Origin of the sequence: Rahnella bonaserana (assembly GCF_019049675.1) — a bacterium.
GTDB lineage: Bacteria > Pseudomonadota > Gammaproteobacteria > Enterobacterales > Enterobacteriaceae > Rahnella > Rahnella bonaserana.
The window spans coordinates 230,569-250,344 of record NZ_JAFMOW010000067.1 but is presented as its reverse complement, the minus strand read 5'-3'; the positions used below and the strand labels follow the sequence as shown (position 1 = coordinate 250,344).

Here is a 19,776-nt window from a genome sequence, read left to right as displayed (position 1 = left end):
TTCCATTATTTGTATACTCCATATACAAAATCTTTTACCGAGCGATAGTTTCTTAACCCCGCAATCCCATCCTCAACATGTGCTGCCCAGGCTTTAATCATATCCTTCTGCGTCATCTGTGGATAAAGCATCTTCAACACCAATTCTGTAGTCTGTAATGTCTCCCCCAGCCAGGTTATTTTATCCAGCATCAGCGAACCATCCAGCTTCTTACTATCGCGCTCAGGCGAGTAGCGAAATTCGCTTTCAACCGAGCGAAAAAACGCCAGCCGGGCGGCTACATTAGGTGTCATTCCGGTATATCCCTTTAGCTTTTTAAGCTGTTCTTCAGTCTGACGGCTAAGTGCCATTCGATTTGGGAGCATCAGATTGCCTCCTTGGTTAATTCCCAAAAATAGCCTGGCTTGAGAGTCGATGACTTTGTATTCGCATTAAAAACAATCTCATAAGCATGAGAAATATCATCACGCAGCTGATCGACAAAATAACGTTCATCCACTTCAGTATCGGTAGAAAGAAGAACAACCTGATGACTGGCATAAGGGAAGTAATGGTTAATTAATTTATCCCTATGCTGAGAGTCCAGGCGACCTAGCGGCGTATCTATAATCACTGGTAAATCCCGACCAGAAGTTTTTGCAAGCGCTTCGAGAATAGCGATCGCATATATCTGTTTCTCACCAGCTGAAAGGAGCTTACGGTTAATAACAGTACCTTTTTCGTCAACAAGTTCGACATCAAATGTCTCAGGATTGATATGTGAATAAAGTTGCAGGTCTTCTTTACGGGCCAGTTTACGGTAGGCCAATTCAAAGTTCGTTGACAGCGTTCTGACTCTGGCCTGCGTCAATACTTCACTATAGCGGTCCAGTAAATTGATCGTCTCTTGAGCATTCTTAAATGCGCTGCTAAAGCTATGTTGATTTCTGGTTGAGTCATGGGCTTTTTGTATCTGACGGACACAATCCAGCTGTTGTTGTTTAGTCTGTTTTGCCTCTTCGAGAAGGGCGCGATATTTTTGTCGCTCAGCTTCCCGTTGGCGATCAAGTTCCCGCAGCTTCTCGAAAATATCGAGCAACTGATCATCTTCCGGTGCTCGTGCAATATTTGCAGCTGCCTGCTCCAGCTGCTGTTCTATTTCTGCTAGTTGGTTTCGATTAAGCTCAAACCGTTTCCAGGCTTTCTTACTGTCTTGTTTGATAGATTGCTGTAATACACCTACTTCACGCTCAGAGATATCAAATAGTAAATCCCCTGTAGGTTTAGCAGACATATACTCTTTCAGATTGTCTTCAATCGCTTCAGTGGCAATTATTTTTGTGCTGCTCTCGCTGCTGGAACGTAAGGAAATATCATTTTTAAGCTTAGATAAAAAAAGACTAAGCTCTTTCTCGAAATTTTTTGCCTGCTTAATCTCTGTTTCTTCAACAAGTTGGTTTAATAGGCGTGATAAAATGTTTGGGGCGAGAGCATAGGGTAAAGAACCATCACATTCATGTCGTAATTCCTTCTCCAAACGTTCTTTATCTTTTAACAGCGTCTCAACTTTCTGTTTTTCTTGTGTCTTCGTCCGCGCAAAGGCACCGCCTTGTGCATTTAACATGCCTTCATATCGACTAATATCTTTGGAAAGAAAATCAGCTCGTATTTTCGCGAAGTCTGCTTTTTCTAGCAATGCTTCTGTCTGATAAGACAGCATTTTGCTTTGATCCTCAAGCTCAGCCAGTTGCTGTTGTTGAGAGCCTTCTAACTGGCTCGATTGCTGACGCTTAACAAATATCACTAAGTCATTGCGCAGTTTATCGATTAGATCTAATCCCAGCAGACGACGTACAGCAGTTCTCAGAATATTTCCGGATTCATCTTCCGCCAACTCTGCAATTTTCTCACCATCAAAAAAGAAGAGATCAGCAATACCATGAGGGATTAACTCGTTTAGAAATCCCTGGCATTGATCATAGTCCAATTCACTACGAGGTTGCCCATTCTCTTGCAATGAAAGTTTATCTTTTTTGCCTTTGATCCAACTACGGGTAACGGTGAATTCTGACTCCTGACCGCCTTTGTTATAGGTAAATGTCAGTTCGATCATCGCGTCTTTTGGGCGCTGAGTGGTTTCAGCACCGTTATGAATCAACTCGCTCAGTTGCTCAATGTAGTCCTGTTGCTGTGTGGAAGAACCAAAAGCTAATCGACCATAAAGAGCCAATCTGATGGCAGATAAAATCGAAGTTTTTCCCGCACCATTCAAACCACCAAATAAAATAATTGGCCGGGAATGTGCCTCATGGGAACGCGTTCTTGGCGCTAGGTCGATGGTATGGGAACCGCTGAATACCCGGAAATTATTCAGCACGAGTTGCTTAATTAACACTTTCTTTTTCCTCACCAGCAAGAACAGGGAATTCACCAGCATCAACAATTCGGCGTTGTAGTTCGTGAAGTTCCTTCTCCAGTTTCATAACTTCTTCCTGATGAACATCACGCTCATTGCGAGTTTGCAACGCTACCTGCTGCTGTTTGATCTCTTCCAGGCTACCCCAATCTTGTTTCAGGATTGTGCCGAGTTTGTCAAAGATACCCTGACGGCGACTAAGACCTTCCATCGATACTTCAAGCTCGATCAGTTTCATAACCATTTCAGGAACAACATCAAATCCCTGGGCTATTTGCATGAGTAATTCAGCATCGCTGGCATCAAATCGAGACTGGTCATCTACCACCCAATCTAAATCCTTCTCGTACACTTCGCGATAAATACCAGGCAAAGTGTCGTACCAGTCGGGTTCATTAGGATCTTTCAACCATTCCTGGCGAATTGCATGTAGTTCAGGTTGAGTAATTAACGTGATGGTATGGCCTTGAGCATTCATATCACGCTCAATTTCAAGTAGATCTTTCAACCACTGTTGACGGTATTTCATCCAGTAAGGGCCAGGAACGTGCTTGCGTTCAGCACTTATTTCCTCACCGTCTTTTGCATACTGGTAACTGACCTTGCCACTACGACGCTTATAATTTCGGTAAGTGTCCTTATTTACAGGATCGGTGGTGAATGCCAGAAGATCCCGGTATTTCAGCAACGGCGACATCCATACTTCACCATTTTGGATCAGGCTTTCCATCGCCTTATCTTTTGTAACAACAGTACAGGTCCAGCAACCAAAGCGTGAACTTCCGCAAGATGGAGTACTGTCATCGATAACGAGTGGGCATTCTCCTTGCGCGGAAGAGTCCATATATAGCGTCCACAACGGGCGGTTGTTCCCCCCCCATGGATTTTCCCACTCATCGATATCATCTGGGCAATAACGGAATGCACCTCGAAGTAATTTCCATACGTCTTCAGTGTCCCAGGTATCAATAGGGGTATATATAAATGCATTAGCGAGTGTGGTGTGCCTCGCGAGGCGTGTGCCATCAATTTTGTGTTTGGCGATGACCTGTGCACGGGATGCGCTTTCGCTACTGCGTGAACCGAGAACCACAATGACTTCATCAAACTGGCTGACTTTATCTTTGATAAAATCACTGACCGGGTTGATTTTCATTCGCTCAGTACACCAGCGGAAACTGCGAGTTGGAGCCGGATAACCTTTACCCAGTAGATTAACCCAGAAGGTTTCATGAGTTTTCGGCATGACTGAATGCTGCGTTATCGGTAGCCCGGCGCGTTTTGCACCAGCTTCAATTCGCAACATAGTTTTCTTGATCAAATCGACGACGACAGGGGTTTCTACCAATGTGTCGGATGAAACCAGAAATACGTCTTTTTGCCGCATAGCTGGCGGTAGTCCTAACAGAGCGAGATATACCAAGGTAATGACGGCACTGGAATCTTTCCCCCCGCTATAACCAATTACCCACGGGCGCTTATCAGCACAATAGATACGTTGTACTTCAGATACATATTCTGCCAGGGGTCTCCCGGCAAAGTTCTCTTGATTGATGAAGTCTTCATAATCGCCCAGATCGTGGGCCTGAACTAGTTTACTCATGAGATAGCCATTTGAGCTTCAAGCTCTTGTTCTTCGTTAGAAAGGGGAAGCGATAATGCGATTTTTAGAGCATTACAGGTAAGCTGAATAGAAGCCGTAGTTTTGCTAAGTTTACCATGTTGCATGGCGCGTTTGGTTAGATCTGGGCTACTTTTTCGCCAGTCAAATTCTCTTAGTGTCGCTATTTTTTTTTGCCATAAATCAGGGTGTTCAGAAAGTAAGCAATTTCCTAGCAACCCTAGAGCCTGTAGCCCTATACCGTGCGCATGGACATACTCTTGGCGAAGCTGTGCAGGAGATACCTCTTTTTTTGCAGCTAGTTGCCAGTCTGGCATGACGTGAAATATCGCTTGCCAATATTGGGCTGCAAGGTCAGAACACTGCTCTACATCGTTGGCCTTGGGATCTTTTCCTAGCAGAGAGCGCGTAGCTTGCTTGATGCTGCTGAGGGTGAATAGCTTATTGGAAAACTTGCTGATGCTGGATTTTTCCATTTCAGTCAACCCGATAAACGGCTCAATGTTCATTGCCAGGTATCGTGATAAATTCGAACTAATATCTCTGTGATCATAGAGTGTCGCGAGAGAGGGGCTTGGCCTAATTGCGTATTTATTTAAATCAGCAAACATTTGCTGACTGCGTTTAAGTCCTTCATCTACAAAAAATAAAACGGGGATGTTGTCTTGTCCCAGCTCGGGCCGTTCTTCCAGGGCATCTTCGATCGCTTTCCTACGGTGCTGGCCATCGTTGATTAAAATCTGGGCTTCCATAGGCACTCGTAGCGTTCCTAAGTTATTAGAATTTTCAAACTCATCAAATTGCACATCAACCGCAATGGAGGCTGTGAGAGCTGAGAAAACATAATCACTCGGATTTTCAAGCAAGTAGCGGACCATTTCTGGAATGCGAGCTTTATTTAGCGTTCTTTGTGCACGCAACTCAGGCGGTACTTCATTCTCGTCGAAACTGAAGATTTTGGGAATGATTCGCATAGGGCAAGTGGCGATGTAGAAGGGGCGACCTGCCTGGATCCCTCGCACCGCAGGGAAGGAGTAGCAATAATCAGTGTCAAAGGTTGCCATATTCTTGCTTCCTGAAGAAAAATTTTTACGTAAAAAAAAACGTTTGCTACCTTAATATTATTGTTTTTTACGTAAAAAAGACAAGGATTTGATAAGGATTTTATTGAATTCTCTTCAAAGATAACGCTTTTAACGTTACTGGTACTAGGCACTCACAAGGGCTGATGGTGGAACTAAAGCCAGAGATAAACTTCTGATAAGGGGAAGTGGTTTTTGATTTTTTTAACTAATTTCAAGTGGTTAAATTTGGTGAATGATTTTAGGAAGCGATAAGTCTGGTCGCTGATACGGCATCGAGCAGGAATGGGGGGAAGAACTTTTAAACTAGACTTAAGCTGCGGAGTATCGATTTATAGCCATGAGTTGACACTCCGCTGAGGAATATTATTAGGTCTTCTAATTAACTTAACCGGTGTTCGATATATGAGTTTCTTTTTTTATCTACGGACTGTCACCGAATCTCAGCGTCCCATAAGGCATTTCCTGTGCTCTGAAATCTTATCAACTAGCCGATTCACCCCACCATCATCAGCAATCTCGGCCAGCGGTACAGAAAATCCGATGCCTTTGATGCTCTTATCATCCGATAACTGCATCTTTGAAACGGTCTCAGGATATCCGTCATAGTTGCCCCACAGGTCTTCGGGGGATGCGTAAGTGGCATCATCGTTTACCGCAGAAAAGAGATACACATTCAGATAGCTTTTGGCTTCTTCCGACGTGGTTTTCAATCCTGTGGCTGGCGGTTCGTCATCTTCACCGTATTGCAACACACGCTGGTCACATTCCAGTTCGCTGTCCGTCACCAGCTTAAAGTCCAGCACATAGTCGGTCGCTTTCATCGGCGTGTTGGGTTGTTGCTGTTTACTGAACACAAACGAAACGTCCATTATAGGCAGGAAGTCCCATTTCCAGTTTTCCAGCGGATTTGCCCCGCGGCGGGGCGGCTTGTTGAAACTCCAGGTGTCCCACAGCAGAAACGATGCCTCCATTTTCTGTGCGACTTCGTTGATCATCGGCAGTATATGCTGGTAATACGCCCCGCAGATGCGGTGGGCTTGTCGGACCTGAGCAAAAGGGTCGTGCATCATTGTTGTTCCTTCAAAAATGAGAAATTATTGGAAAGCGGTGTATCTGCCATAAATTGATGGAATCGTTGCCAGGGGAGCAGAGGTTCCCGGATGCCGTAGAGCGCAAGGGCCTTCAGGCAATCTGCGACGATGCGCTTATCCTGTGGCGCTTCCCACTCTGCGTACTGGAAAACCTCCCGAACCCTGCGCCATTCCGTGCCATGAAACTCTACCTGCGGAAACTGTGTTTTTAGTTCCTGAAACCAGTTCTCTGCAGTGGCCGGTAAATTGCCCAGCGCCAGAAAGTGAACGCTGTCTTTGGCGTTGTCATCCGCCAGATAGGTATAGAGTTCTTTCCGCCATTGCTGCAGATATTGCCTGCCGCCAGCCGGTGGTTTGACTTCAATGATCAGCGCCGTATGCTCAAAAGCGATCACCAGATCGGGTTCGGCAAATCGTTCGTCTCCTGAAAGAAAGGGTTGCATCTTCTCATCAGCAGGATCAGGGAAAACATATTTGGGCCAGAAAGTGATGGATTCAAATTTTCCCCAACTGTCCCTGTTAATTCCCAGCATCGCTGAAAAAAACTGATCCATTGCTGCCGGGGATAAATAGCTAACGCGGCTCCAGATTGCTGCTGTGAGTAAATCCTCATAAGACTGAAAAACGGTTCGCCAGCTTTGTGGTTCACCGCCATCGAGCATTATCCTGCCCGCTTTTCCTTCCAGAATGGCATTTAACATGTGGCACTCCTTGTTAATTAAATCATTTTGTTATTTTTCTTATCCCGGATCCTGCCCAACTTCATCGTCACCTCTGCCGGCATGTCATCCAGATTATCTTCCCGCAACCCCATCACCACGTTATATCCCATCAGCAACGAACGGTCGCCCAGGCGTGGCAGTGGAGCCAATTCTATCGGGATGGTCAACTTCAGGCTGGCGTCATAATCACATCCCAGATACACACGCAGCAGGGTAAAAACGTCTTCACGCAACTGACCGCCGGGCAGCCAGCCTTTGGCCTCGATCGGATCCTCGGTGAACATCTCTACGCCAATGCAGTAATTCGCATCCTCAGTATGACTGCCCAGAACCAGATGATCGCCCAACCTTTGTTGCTCTGAAAGCGAGAATCTTGCCCGTTTTCCTGCCAGCATCCGCGTGACCTTGTGCGGTTTCACGGTGACCCTCGTGTTCGGTGCCTGCGTACGGATCACGCTCACAATCCCTTCCGCCGTGCGGGTGGTTCTGACCAGCGGCTGCAATAACGCCAGTAATCGCGAGGCGGGCACGTCGCCGCTGTCGGTGATGCCGGTCAGGGCCATCAGGCTGCGCGACGTTTTGTCGGTACCGCCGTTTTTAAAGGTGGCGGGATAATTGTACTTTCGCCAGATGCGGTAAAACTGCGTCATCATCCGGTGGTTGAAGATATCTAAAAAGGCTTCCAGCGCCTCGTGACCTTCGCGTCGCTGGGTAATGTCATCGATGTAGCCGGTCGGCAGCGGCGAGTCCACGCCGTACAGTCCCATAAAGGTGGTGCGTACCGTCGGCGGTGCGTCCGGGCGTTCTTCGCTCGTTTCGACGGCTTTAAGCTCGCTGACCGGAAAACCCATCCCCGGATGCGGGCGAAAGCGCACCGCGTCGTTTTTCGGCGAGAAGGTGCTGCCGAGAGGTTCACTCCCGGTCAGCTGTTTTTCCAGCAGCTGGCAGAAACGGTAGAAATTAAAGGCGTGCGCCCGGTCGTTACCGTCTTTGTCCTGCCAGAATTCCTTCAGGATGTTCTCTTTCTTTTTTGCATCGTCATCAAAATCATCTGGCGTCATCAGAACAGCACCCGCGTCAGGCGGCGTTCCGGCCATGACCATTGTGTCCCGGACTGACTGAGCGTCACCGTCAGCTGAATGAACCGGCGGATATCGGCGTACTGGGTGTAGAACTGCTCCAGTATCTCGCAAAACAGCAGGGCATCGCCCTGACCGCAGAACTGATGTTCGTCCAGCGTTACGCGGATGGCCACGCCGTGCCAGCCTTCAGCGGGGTAGTGCGACGGTACGTATTCAACGTGCGTAATGCCTGCAATGCGTCGGGCATTGTCCGGGTTATACGTCCAGTCCAGCAGGCTGAGCGCGTGACGCAGCGTGTCGGTTTCCATCAGCCCGGCGATGGCCTGCGGATGCAGCAGCGACAGCACCTGCCACTGATAAAGTTCAGCGGTCGGCGGGTAATACGGCATCGAGGGACGCGTGCGGGTCGCACACTTCAGCTCAAGATTACCCAGGGTAGTTTCGCCGTCGAATACGCTCTCCTGCAATGCCATGCGCGGCCAGGCGCCGTTGGTACAGGTCATGTTCAGGCGCATTTTCAGGCCGTTCTGCGCCTCGTGAGTGCGTCCCCCGAGCATTAAAATGGTCTCGTTCAGTCCGGACGTTCCGCGGTACATGCGGGTGTGGTAATAACGGTCGGGCCAGTTTTTCTTATACTGGAGCATGCCGCCTTTCTGGCGAAACTGGCTGTAGGGCACGTAGCTGAATTCAGCGTTGTCTTCGGTCACTTCCGCGACGTCATTGACCGCATAAATCTCGGTATGGCCGTCGCTGAGCCGGTGCGGCCGCAGGCGGTAATCGCAGACCGCGGTGGTCACGGACAGCGGCTGGGCCAGCAGGCGGAACAGGTTAATCACCGGTACACAGTGCATGCGGATGGCATCCGGCGGCACGGCCAAATCGTACGGCCAGCGTTCGCTGAGCGTCACCTCGATATCAAACGAGGTGGTGTCAGACGGGAAGGTCAGGGCCTCCAGCCCGCGCAGCTGCATAAAAAAATAGCGTTCGGGGGAAGTGAAATATTCCAGCCACGGGCGCACTTCGCCGCACAGGGCCGGGCTGTCGCTTTCCGGCCAGACTGAGGCGTCATTTTCTGCCTGCCAGCGCGGCAAAAACTGCACGTCCACCGGCGTCAGCTCGGTTGATTCCTGCCAGAACCGCACGTTCACCCGCTTTACCTGACGGCTGAGAGCCAGATACAGCGCAGACTGCAGCACGCGGTCGCCGTTGAGATACAGGCTGATGTTTTGCCAGTCGGCGCGGCGGATTTCAGTGAGGGCGGGCAGGGTAAAGCGCAGTTTCAGCGCCTGCTGGCCTTCCTGCAGGGTGAATAACGAAACGTTGTCGAGTGCAAAAGGATGCACCTTCAGGTCACGGGTGGTGCGATAAACGCAGCGCTGACGGGCGTTGCCTGACGGCCGGGTTAACAAATCGCTCTCAGCAGGCAATATTTCCTCACGCACATGCAGCTCCGGCTCGGCAGGGGTCAGTTCGACAATCGCGGTGGAGGGCAGGGTGCGGTTGATCACCGGCAGCAGGTGCGAGAGCAGCGGCTCGGTAAGCTCGGGAATATCGTCATCTATCTTCTGCCGCAGTTTCGCCATCATCAGAGAAAAACCCTGGAACAGCCGTTCGACCGAGTCATCGCGCGGAACCGGAGTGCCGTCCAGACCTAACGCGCGTCCCAGTTCCGGGAATTCTTTGGCAAACTCCAGCCCGGCTTCCTTCAGGTAGCGCATTTCGCCGTCAAAATATTTTAAGAAATCGTCTTCCATTACTGATTTTTCCTGAGCTGCAGCCGGTTGTCATTGAGCTCAACGATCCGGTCTTTACTGTCATCGAGGTCATTGCGTTCGAGAACCAGCCGCCAGGTGTTGTTGGTGACATCCGGTGCCATAAAGAGGGCCACCACAGCGACAAACTGCGCGTCGGCATGCAGCGGCACGGCCACCGTCGCCTCTGCGTCCGGCATCACCTGGACAACCTGCCGGTCGAGCAGGTCAGCGGCCAGCACGGAGTTGTCCTGCCTGAGCAGGGCGGCGTAGCTGGCCGTATCAAAGGTTTTACGGTCTTTGAGCTGATAAACGCGCACCACCGTCGGCAGCGCCTCGCCGCCTTCGTTGCTGTTGAGCGCGGCGCGGGAGGTCAGCTTCAGATGCAAGGTGTCTATTTTACGGTAGAGCACGGCATCGGCGACCGAAGAGGCGCCGTTGCCCACGCGCTGCGTCAGGCCGCAGCTGCTTATCAGCAAGGGCAGTAATAACAGCGCGGTGCCGCGTCTTAGTCGCTGGACATTATTGGGCGTCATGGCGCGTTGTGTCCTCCGCATTGTCCGTGGCCATGCCCGGAGAGGTAAATATTTGGGCAGGCAGCTTAAAGCGTCGCAGGGTAAGCAGTTCCAGCGGGCCGCTGCCGCTTTGGGTGCGTAACACCACGTTCAGCGTCTCTCTGGTGGCGGTTTGCCAGCTCAGGCGATAGCGGCTGCTGTCGAGCTGTTCAACCTGCGCCTTATCGAGTAAACGCAGCCAGGCCCAGCCGCCGTCCGCCTGAAAATAGTTCTGGAAGGCGTCGGCGCTTTTCCCTGATGCCGCGACCCGTGAGTACGTCAGGGACACCTGCGGGTGATCGCTGGCGGCGTCTGGCCAGCGGAACGTCTGCCAGCCCGGCAGCTGGTTAAAGTACTTCAGGACAGCGTCGTCAATCTGCAGGTCGGTTTCCACCACGTTAGGGGTTGGGCGGATCTGCAGCTCAAAGGTCACGCCGGGTTTACCCTGCGGGAAGACGCGGCGGCCGAGCTGGCTCAGCTGGTTAACCGCGCTGAGGAAGTCCGGGTTGATGCGCATTCCCTGGGTGTTGAGCGGGTCAGGTACCCAGCTGTCACCCTGCTTTTCCAGCACGCCGGCCAGTTGCCGGGTAATAAACTGGTCAATCAGGCCGGTATCCGGCGTCAGGTAGTGAGCCAGCTGGGTGAAGTCGGCGTCATTTTTGGTGTTATCGAACGGGTAGCGTCCGGTAAATTCCGCCTGCCACGGGTTCTGCACCTGAACCTGCCAGGCGCTGTTGATCCCCTGCTGTGCCGGAGTCATCACGCCGTTCCACGCCTGTTCCAGCGGCTGGACAAACGCGGCGTCGGCAAAGCTGCTCCATTCGCCACCCAGGCTGGCTGCCAGAAGCTGCGCGTAGTGACGGCCCTGCGACAGCGTGGTGTCACCGTTGTTGAAGGCGGATTTGACCAGGCTTTGTGCCATTGCCTGCGGGTCTGAGGCATTGGCCACCTGCATCAGCTGCAATCGCGTTTGTGACACCTGCAGCAGGTAGTTGCTGACGGAGACGCCGGCGGTATTCTGTGCTGCAGGCGTTTCACCTGCCGCCGGGGTTTCCGGCGGTAATACGGCCAGCAGCGGGGCGAAGGTCTCGCTCAGCACGCGGGTCGGGTCATTGCGCCCGCCGGCAAATCCGGCGTCCGGCGTGGTTTTCGACACCAGCTTTTGTGCCGATTTCAGCAGGGAGTCCCCCATTGCTTCGCGATGCTGACCGGCCGCGCCCTGATAACGCAGGGTGCGGCTCAGGGCCAGCAGCGGCGACTGGCGGGCATCGGCCAGCCGGGTCAGCTGATCGAGGGAGGTGCTCAGCGAGTCGCTGGTGTTCCAGCGGATGCTGTTGAGGAAATTGAGCCAGGCGCTGGTGTAATCGGCAAAGTAGCGTTCGGTCAGGCGGTACTGCAGCTGGTCTTTGGTCAGCAGCTGCTGTTCGCCTTTATCATCCAGCACCCAGTCGGAGGTGACGTGGCGTGCCGCAGCCGCTTTATCAATCGCGTCGCTGACTTCCCCCTCCCAGGCTTCACGGGTGAACATGCCCGGCAGGGTGTCATCGGTGGAGAACAACTGACCGCCGGCAGACTCTCCAAGTAGGCTGTCGAGCGTGACGTCGGCATAGTGCGGCGACATGCTCAGTAACACCTGCTGATACAGCGCGTTTTCGCTGTTGCTGATACCTTTCTGGCTGCGCAGAATGGTGCGCACGTTGGCCACCAGCGGGTCATCGGCGCGCAGCTTCCACTGCGGATGGTGCGGCAGCTGTTGCAGGTAAAAACCGAGCAGTTTGTCCGAACGGGCCAGCCATTCTCCCGGAGCCACGCCGTCCGGCGCCGTCCACAGAGGAGACAGCACCGGCTGCATAAAGGCCGGATCGGCGTGCTCAGGATGCATCAGCATCAGGTAGGCTTTCAGCTGCTGATAGGCCACTTTCCCGGACAAACGTCGTTCGGCAGAGCCGGGCGGCAGGGACACAAACGCCTGCAGCCGGTCTTTCAGCGCGTTAACCATAGGCGTTAACAGCAGAGCCTGACTTTGCCGGGTATAGGCGGGCCACAGTGCTTCGATCACCGCGTCGCGCTGATCGAGACCGAAGCGGTGCAGCCACGGCGAGCCGTTTTGCTGCCACCACAGCAGGCGGTCAATGTTGTCCTGCAGGGCGACGCTGCGGGTCAGCGTGTCGGACATCGGAGCCGGCGTGCGGGCCGCCTGCAGCAGCGCCTGGCTGTCGGCGATAAGCGTGCGGTTGGCACAGGCAGATATTCCCATGCCGAGTACCCACAGCCCCGCCAGCGTCAGCGTGCCGATGGCCAGTTTGTCACCGGTAGACAGGTGGTCGCGGCGACCCTGCTGCGTCCGGCTTTGCGCGATAACGCCGTTCCAGGCGGGGGACAAATAGCAGGCGTGGGAGCTTTGCTGAACAGAAGCTGATTCAGGGGCAGCAGGCATAAAGAAGATGCCGCCGGCCAGCACGCGCTGATGCTCACCGAGCCACGGCTGAAAACGCTGCCTGAGCAACGCGCCGGTGTGGTGTTTCAGATCCCCTGACAGCTGCAGCAACCAGGCCCAGCGTTTGTTCTCGTTCAGCTGCGCAATGCACTGTGGAATGAGCGTGGCGGCCAGCTGACTGAGCTGGTCATCAAGGGAGACCGGCGTGCCCGCCGGCCAGTGACAGCCGATACTCTGCACCGGGCGGTCGTCCTGTTCCCACTGCGGCTCACTCAGGCACACACCAAACACTGGCGGACGCCAGCTGAGGGTGCGCCCGAGCGCGATAAACTGACGATAGACTGCGTCGCTGTTGCCCCCCGGCAGCGTCTGATTAGGCACCGGCTGCGTGGTCCACAGGTATTGTGGCTCTGCCGTCACATCGGTGACCCACAGCACGGCGTTAAAGGCGCGGCGCCCGCGCATGTCGCGCAGCTGCGTGACGGCGGCTAAATCCAGCGCGTCAGCCTCGCCACACCAGATAAGGACGGCATTCTGGCTTTCCTGCCAGCGCGCCTGCGTTAGGCCGGGGGCGACTTTTTCCACCACCGCCGCCTCACCGGTGACCAATAGCCACGGCTGTTTGTGCTTCCAGTGCCAGCCACAGCGGTGACGCAGGGTGAAACGCAGGGTATCAAACGCCGTGATGCGCGCGTCGTCCTGTGTCTCGGGCGGGCGGTTAAAATCGAGCAGTTCCAGGGCGAAGGCGTAGCGGGCCAGCAGAAAATAGCTCAGCAGGATGACGCCGGTTGCCCACCAGACCACGCCGTGGGTGAGGGTTTCTCCGTCCGCGTTCAGCCACAGGAGGCTCAGGGCCAGGGCGAGCATCACCACCAGCATCAGGTGAAGGCTTTTAGTCATGACGTTGTTGTTCCAGCAGGTGCCATTCCACATCGAGCCGCTTACGCCATAAGCGCAGTGCCAGAGGGACAGAGAAACTCATTAAGGCCGCGACAACCACCAGTCCGCCACCCAGCCAGGGCAGCATGCCCATCTGCGTATCACGATCGGCGGGGAGTAATATCAGTGCCAGCATCACGGCCACGATCCCCGCCAGATAGGCCAGCGGATAGCGTGAAATCGTATCGACAGGCATGTTCACGGGCGCAGCAGGTTGGGTGCTGAGCTGAACCAGGCTGATGGACTCCTCAGACTGTACAGCGACCAGCTGGCCGCGCTGGCCTAAATCGCATCCCTGCGCCGCGAGGCACAGAGCAAGCCAGAAGGAGGCAGGACTTGCAGGGCCTAACAACAGGGACAGATCGTGACGCCCCTGTGCCGGCAGCATCACGTCGTGTTCATCCAGCAGAGCCAGCAGGGCGCCGCGCTCCCGGCTGTGCAACCCGGCATCCCACAAATGGCTCAGACGTTTGGCCCCGGTTTGGCCGGTGGCCAGAAATCGCGGGAAGTCCGCATCGAGGTCGTGCGACTGTGTCACCAGCGGGCGGAACAGGTATACCGGTCGGAAAGGCGGGGCTTTTATCACCGGCCCGGAAGACCTCTGGAAGAGCAGGGCGGAGCTGCTGGCACTGGCCTGGCTTTTGCCGTCAAGCAAATGCAGGGCAATCACCAGGCGTGGGATGGAAATGTCTTCATCACACCAGGTATGCAGTAATGTGGCGTCAGGAACCTTATCCTGCAGGTGGATATTCTCAGGATTAATTCGCTTGTTAAGCTGTTGATTCCAGTAATGCTCTATGGCCGGAACTGTCTGCTTTTCGTCGACATTACCATAAAGCCATATCTCCACGGCGGGCAGGGCACGCAAGGCGCTGTGCATTGGCGTCAGCGTTTGGATGATGACACTTTTGAGCGGTGATTCACCGATCAAGACCGGAACGGTCAGCATAATATCTTCGGACTTAGACGGTGCCTGCGGCGGCATACCCTCCAGGCCGAGGGTACGACTGGCCACGTCGGATTCAGGCGTCAGACAGTGGAATGCCACCAGTCGCAAAGACCGGCGTCCCCAGTGCTGCCAGTGGGCATATTTGCGGTCAATAAACAGATGCCGCCAGTCAGTCTGACGACTTGCCTGTAAAGCCGCACTGAGCACAAAGGCCATCACCGCAGTGGAGACCAACACCGGCAGCAGCAACAGCCAGAACCAAAATCGCAGATTGGTAAATCCACGCTGAACCGGCCAGGTGAAAAACAACGCGATAGCAGCGAGTGCGACACATGCTGACGGTATCGCCAGCCACCACCACCAGGCAGGAAGTTTGGGCAGGGTTTTGCGGTCCATATCCGGAAGACGCCAGTTCATCATAGCGCTCCGGCGTTCGGCAGGGTTGTTGTGAGAATGCAACCACACTGCGCAACACAACCGTCCACAATCACGGCTTTGCCGTTCATTTTCCAGGTCGGATGCCCCTGATTCACCGGTACAGTGCCATGCTGAGAACAGCTGACGGTATCACCGGCTAACATCACCGGTTTCCCCTCAAAGATGGCACCTGACGCTGAGCTGACTTTGCCACCGTGCGTATGGGGATCGCCTAAGCGAATGACTCCGCGCATAAAGGACTCCTTTCCTTAATAGATTATTTTTTGCTGAATTCAGCGATAGTCTTATCCGGTACTGAGTTGCTTGTTCTGTTCACTCGATGACTCTCATTGGGTGCGATGGACATCACTTTCCCTGTTCCGAAGCAGGTAATCCTAAATCGGGATTACAGCGCATCTTGTCCCAACCTGTGTAGTTTTTGACTACAGGAACTTTGTTGGGGATGCCCTGAAAGTTTTTTCTGTCTGAATCGATTGTCCAGCGTTCAGGACCAGCAAATGAATTCCATGAAGCATATTCTTTGCCCCATTTTCCACCGTGCCCCTCTGGGTCATAGGCGTCGAAAGGCTTGGAGCTCATATAAATATCGCCCCATTTTGTCAGGACAAAACCCTGATCGGCGACGACAGTTAATGAGATTATGTCTTCATACAGAGGGGAAGTATTTTCCCCTGCTACTACTTCCATTCCGGACGCAGTTTTTCTTGCTGGGATTCGTTTCCCATAAGGATCTGCACCGGCTCCAGGGGAATAACGCGCTCTTTCCCAAGTTTTCCCGTAATCTTTTGAAATAGTGAAAGTACTCAGATCCTCATACTCAGGGATGACGATATAGCGTTCTGATGGATGAATATAAATTTTGGTATAGACCCGATAACCTGAGTAACCATCATAGACATCAGTAGTAATATTCCTTTTTGTATCGATGTACTGAAGACGCCCTTCACAGTTAAAACCGGTGAGTTCGAGAAAGCGGTTATCGTCAAAACGGTAAACCACTTGCGTTGGCGGCGGCTGTTGAGCTGCTTGGCATGCGCTAAGTGCCGTGAAGGCTGAAAGTATGATCACCCGTCTCATTTTCCCTGCTCCGATGCAGGCAATCCTAAATTAGGGTTACAGCGCATCTTGTCCCAACCTGTGTAGTTTTTGACTGCAGGAACTTTATTGGGGATGCCCTGAAAGTTTTTTCTGTCTGAATCGATTGTCCAGCGTTCAGGACCAGCAAATGAATTCCATGAAGCATATTCTTTGCCCCATTTTCCACCGTGCCCCTCTGGGTCATAGGCGTCGAAAGGCTTGGAGCTCATATAAATATCGCCCCATTTTGTCAGCATAAAACCCTGATCATTGATGACAGTAAAAGAAACAATATCATCGTAAGTTGGAGAGTCAGCCTCGCCTGCGACTAAATCAATTCCATTTCTTCCCTTTCTTGCAGGAATACGTTTTCCGTAAGGGTCCGCACCTGCACCGGGAGAAAAACGCGCGCCTTCCCATGTTTGTCCGTAATCTTTGGATATGGTAAGGCTTTCGCTTTCACCATATACAGGGATAACAATGTAGCGCTCTGAAGGGTGGATAAAGGTCTTTGTATAGACCCGATACCGGTCTGAGTTTTCATAAATTACGGTATGGATATTTTTTTTCGTATCGGTGTATGTAAGTCCCCCTTCACAGTTAAAACCGATGAGTTCCAGGTAACGATGATCGTCAAAACGGTAAACCACTTGCGTTGGCGGCGGCTGTTGAGCTGCTTGGCATGCGCTAAGTGCCGTGAAGGCTGAAAGTATGATCACCCGTCTCATTTTCCCTGCTCCGATGCAGGTAATCCTAAATCGGGATTACAGCGCATCTTGTCCCAACCGGTATAATTTTTGACTGCTGGGACCTTAGTAGGTAAATTTTGGAAGTTCTTTCTGTCAGCAAATGTTGAACGGTAGTTCTGAATTGCGTCCAGTGAAAGGTAGTCTTTCCCCCACTTGCCGCCATGCGTATTGGGTTCATCAAATGGTTTGGAGCTCATGTAGATATCGCCCCATTTGGTCAGCATAAACCCCTGATCGTTGATGACAGTAAAAGAGATTACGTCTTCATACAGAGGCGAGGTATTTTCGCCTGCAACAACGTCCATTCCATATGCTGTTTTTCTGGCGGGGATTCGCTTACCGTAAGGGTCTGCGCCACCGCCCGGTGAAAAACGCGCCCCCTCCCATGTTTGTCCGTAATCTTTGGATATGGTAAGGCTTTCGCTTTCACCATATACAGGGATAACAATGTAGCGCTCTGAAGGGTGGATAAAGGTCTTTGTATATACCCGATACCGGTCTGAGTTTTCATAAATTACGGTATGGATATTTTTTTTCGTATCGGTGTATGTAAGTCCCCCTTCACAGTTAAAACCGGTGAGTTCCAGGTAACGATGATCGTCAAAACGGTAAACCACCTGTGTAGGGGGGGGAGAGGTATTATTGGCGCTGTGAACGCAAGCGGAGATACCGAACAGGCTCGCCAATATCAAAAATCTATTTAACATTTTCATTTAACCTTCCTTAAACCAGTGGCTTTGGCATAGCCCATTGCAATTCAGTAATTATCTCATTGGTATTAGCGCCAATTTCGCCGTAAATATCTTTATTGGGGGTTTGGCGAGTTTTAGATGGCGCGTAATCGTTATCAACTCCTAATTTTCCTTTCGGAATGCCGTTTTTTTGTTCTGGCTTATTCATTAAAATTTTAAATTCATGAGGTAGTTCACCATACAGGTAATATTTTTTAACTGCAGGTCGCGGATTTGCCGCCTGCCGCCAGTCAGCCTCCAGTAATAACCCCTCCCAAAAATCCTTATACTCAAACGCCTGACATTCCCCAATTGCTAGGTCATACACCATCGCTTTTTCAGGGACATCTTTACTGGTCACAATGGATGAATGCTGGCTGATCTGAATGTTATTTTTGGCATTCATAACGGCCTCAGTTAACTCAGCATCGTTCATGCGGCGAGTGATCTCGACCTGGGTGGCCATCATTTGTCTGGAAGGCCCTATCGCGGTAGCGCGAATAGCATCTATCTGATAAATCTCACTAAGAGCAGCCAGTTCTGCGCCGCTGAAATTATGTTGATCACGCATGAAGCCAAACCCGTCAGGAATCGCGCGAGTTTCATGTATAAATTGCTCATCAGCCAATGCAGTTTTTGCGACATCGGGATCAAGACCCTCAAGAGTTGTTCGGTACTGTTCTTCAGGAATTTTGGGGTTTTTTTTGTGTTCTTCGGCGTTATTTTGTCTGCCCAGTTTGAACTGAAATGTGACGGGTAAAATAGGTGCATCAACGGTGATGTCTTTGAAATTGTAGCTGGCATTCTTAGCACCCATTTGCCCTGAATCACTCAGCGCTTTGGAAAATTCAAAACGTTCCCCGGTGTTATGCCCAACATATAAATCCTTACAAAACACTCGCTGATTAAAATTGGCGCCGAGTTTCGCCCGCAACGGGTCTGAAATACCGCTCCAGCCAAAACCTTGGACCTGTTTCATGGAAACAATGGTGTCATTAGGACAGAAATAATTGTAAACCTTACCGAAATTGTTTCGACTATAGCGGGCATCGCTCCACTGGGCATTATTTGACAGGCAAAGTGTATCTTTCAGTTTTTGCAGATCATCACCAGAGTACTGCCCGTTTGGAGAATATTTCGGGTTAGTCGCCATTAGTTTGCAAAAATTAGTCAGCGTCTTTTCACGTCCGGCCGTGGTTTGCTGATTGCCAGGGCTCCAGCTTTCAATAACGCGAAAATCTGTAGAATAAGGAGAATGATTTAGGATCACACAATCAGCAGGCTTTTCACCCGCATCCTCAACCCACATATTTGCCAGCATAGTGATAATGGTGCCCTGGCTATGGGCAACAATATTGATTGTATCTTTTTTGGTTTTTGGGTTTGTTCGAATAGTCAGGATCAGATCAGCTAAACGACGGGCGGCGAAAGCTTGATAGATACGATGTGGGTTGTCATAAATTGGATGGCTCCAGTCGCCACTATTTGTGATATGGGAGCGGGAAACCCAGCCAGCAGCTGTCATCGTCCAACCTGTACCTCCCGGGCCGAACATATCAGGTATGTTTGTCGTTGCATTAGCAAAAGTGCCACCGCCCTTAGATTTGGCTGGATCGAGCCAGTTAGCGTAATTATCAATTTTAGCTTTGTTATGGGCTTTAATTTTCAGTGCATCATTTTCAACGAACGAGTCAAAAGCTAAATCTGCCTCATTTTTTTTCTCGCGCAGTTCTGCCTTGTATCGTTTTTGGTCTGCTTCCCAAACATCCTTTTCAACCGGCCGATATCCCCAGTAAAACGGGATAATCGGCGAACGATTTGCCTGCCCGACACAGGTCTGATTATCAACAGAGCACTCTTGCGTGAAAACGTTACCGTCAGCATCTGAAATCTGAAACTTTTGATTTTTCCAGCTGTGAGGGAATAAGTCCGTACGTCCCAGGCGGGTATTCAGACCTTTGCAAATGCCTTCATCCTGATTTTGGTAGGCTTCCCCGACATCGTTGACGCCATGTACCAGAATAACAATACACGGCAAGGGACGTTTTATGAGGCAATTCTGTTTGACCATCTCGCCTGCAGTGACCGGTCGGCAAACATCTCCAGCCGACAAAAAACCGTCATTACGTAAACTATCGTTTTGTGAGTTACTCAT

Annotated in this window: 16 protein-coding genes; all 16 read right to left on the bottom strand. The window is 51.6% G+C overall.

Going from position 1 to position 19,776, the window contains the following annotated elements; genetic code table 11:
• Nucleotides 1-5: 5 nt before the first annotated feature.
• Entirely contained in the window at nt 6-365 is a 360-nt protein-coding gene (gene dndE / locus J1778_RS20610) for a DNA sulfur modification protein DndE (RefSeq protein ID WP_217174747.1), read from the bottom strand.
• Nucleotides 365-2,374: a DNA sulfur modification protein DndD gene (gene dndD / locus J1778_RS20605; protein WP_217174746.1), complete on the bottom strand. Its 2,010-nt coding sequence runs from the start codon at nt 2,372-2,374 to the stop codon at nt 365-367. Before dndD ends, dndE begins: the two co-directional genes overlap by 1 nt.
• Complete coding sequence (gene dndC, locus J1778_RS20600) at nt 2,364-3,998, bottom strand: DNA phosphorothioation system sulfurtransferase DndC (RefSeq protein WP_217174745.1); 1,635 nt, start codon at nt 3,996-3,998, stop codon at nt 2,364-2,366. The genes dndD and dndC overlap by 11 nt, the downstream gene beginning before the upstream one ends.
• Nucleotides 3,995-5,080, bottom strand: a complete 1,086-nt coding sequence (dndB, locus tag J1778_RS20595; protein ID WP_217174744.1) for a DNA sulfur modification protein DndB — start codon at nt 5,078-5,080, stop codon at nt 3,995-3,997. The genes dndC and dndB overlap by 4 nt, the downstream gene beginning before the upstream one ends.
• 461 nt (nt 5,081-5,541) lie before the next feature.
• Entirely contained in the window at nt 5,542-6,171 is a 630-nt protein-coding gene (locus J1778_RS20590) for a hypothetical protein (RefSeq protein WP_238484824.1), read from the bottom strand.
• A complete protein-coding gene (locus J1778_RS20585) occupies nt 6,168-6,893 on the bottom strand; it encodes a hypothetical protein (protein WP_217174743.1) in 726 nt (241 codons plus the stop codon). The genes J1778_RS20590 and J1778_RS20585 overlap by 4 nt, the downstream gene beginning before the upstream one ends.
• 17 nt (nt 6,894-6,910) lie before the next feature.
• Nucleotides 6,911-8,011 (bottom strand): type VI secretion system baseplate subunit TssG, encoded by a 1,101-nt coding sequence (gene tssG / locus J1778_RS20580; protein WP_217174742.1) that lies wholly within the window; start codon nt 8,009-8,011, stop codon nt 6,911-6,913.
• Nucleotides 7,975-9,750: a type VI secretion system baseplate subunit TssF gene (gene tssF, locus J1778_RS20575; protein ID WP_217174741.1), complete on the bottom strand. Its 1,776-nt coding sequence runs from the start codon at nt 9,748-9,750 to the stop codon at nt 7,975-7,977. Before tssF ends, tssG begins: the two co-directional genes overlap by 37 nt.
• Entirely contained in the window at nt 9,750-10,283 is a 534-nt protein-coding gene (gene tssJ, locus J1778_RS20570; RefSeq protein WP_217174740.1) for a type VI secretion system lipoprotein TssJ, read from the bottom strand. The genes tssF and tssJ overlap by 1 nt, the downstream gene beginning before the upstream one ends.
• Complete coding sequence (locus tag J1778_RS20565) at nt 10,270-13,638, bottom strand: ImcF-related family protein (RefSeq protein ID WP_217174739.1); 3,369 nt, start codon at nt 13,636-13,638, stop codon at nt 10,270-10,272. Before J1778_RS20565 ends, tssJ begins: the two co-directional genes overlap by 14 nt.
• Entirely contained in the window at nt 13,631-15,046 is a 1,416-nt protein-coding gene (locus J1778_RS20560; RefSeq protein ID WP_238484823.1) for a hypothetical protein, read from the bottom strand. The genes J1778_RS20565 and J1778_RS20560 overlap by 8 nt, the downstream gene beginning before the upstream one ends.
• A complete protein-coding gene (locus tag J1778_RS20555; protein ID WP_217174738.1) occupies nt 15,043-15,297 on the bottom strand; it encodes a PAAR domain-containing protein in 255 nt (84 codons plus the stop codon). Before J1778_RS20555 ends, J1778_RS20560 begins: the two co-directional genes overlap by 4 nt.
• 112 nt (nt 15,298-15,409) lie before the next feature.
• A complete protein-coding gene (locus tag J1778_RS20550) occupies nt 15,410-16,141 on the bottom strand; it encodes a T6SS immunity protein Tli3 family protein (RefSeq protein WP_217174737.1) in 732 nt (243 codons plus the stop codon).
• Nucleotides 16,138-16,869, bottom strand: a complete 732-nt coding sequence (locus J1778_RS20545) for a T6SS immunity protein Tli3 family protein (protein WP_217174736.1) — start codon at nt 16,867-16,869, stop codon at nt 16,138-16,140. The genes J1778_RS20550 and J1778_RS20545 overlap by 4 nt, the downstream gene beginning before the upstream one ends.
• On the bottom strand, nt 16,866-17,603 hold the full coding sequence (locus J1778_RS20540) for a T6SS immunity protein Tli3 family protein (RefSeq protein WP_217174735.1): 738 nt from the start codon (nt 17,601-17,603) through the stop codon (nt 16,866-16,868). The genes J1778_RS20545 and J1778_RS20540 overlap by 4 nt, the downstream gene beginning before the upstream one ends.
• Nucleotides 17,604-17,613: 10 nt before the next feature.
• Nucleotides 17,614-19,776 (bottom strand): T6SS effector phospholipase Tle3 domain-containing protein, encoded by a 2,163-nt coding sequence (locus tag J1778_RS20535; RefSeq protein ID WP_217174734.1) that lies wholly within the window; start codon nt 19,774-19,776, stop codon nt 17,614-17,616.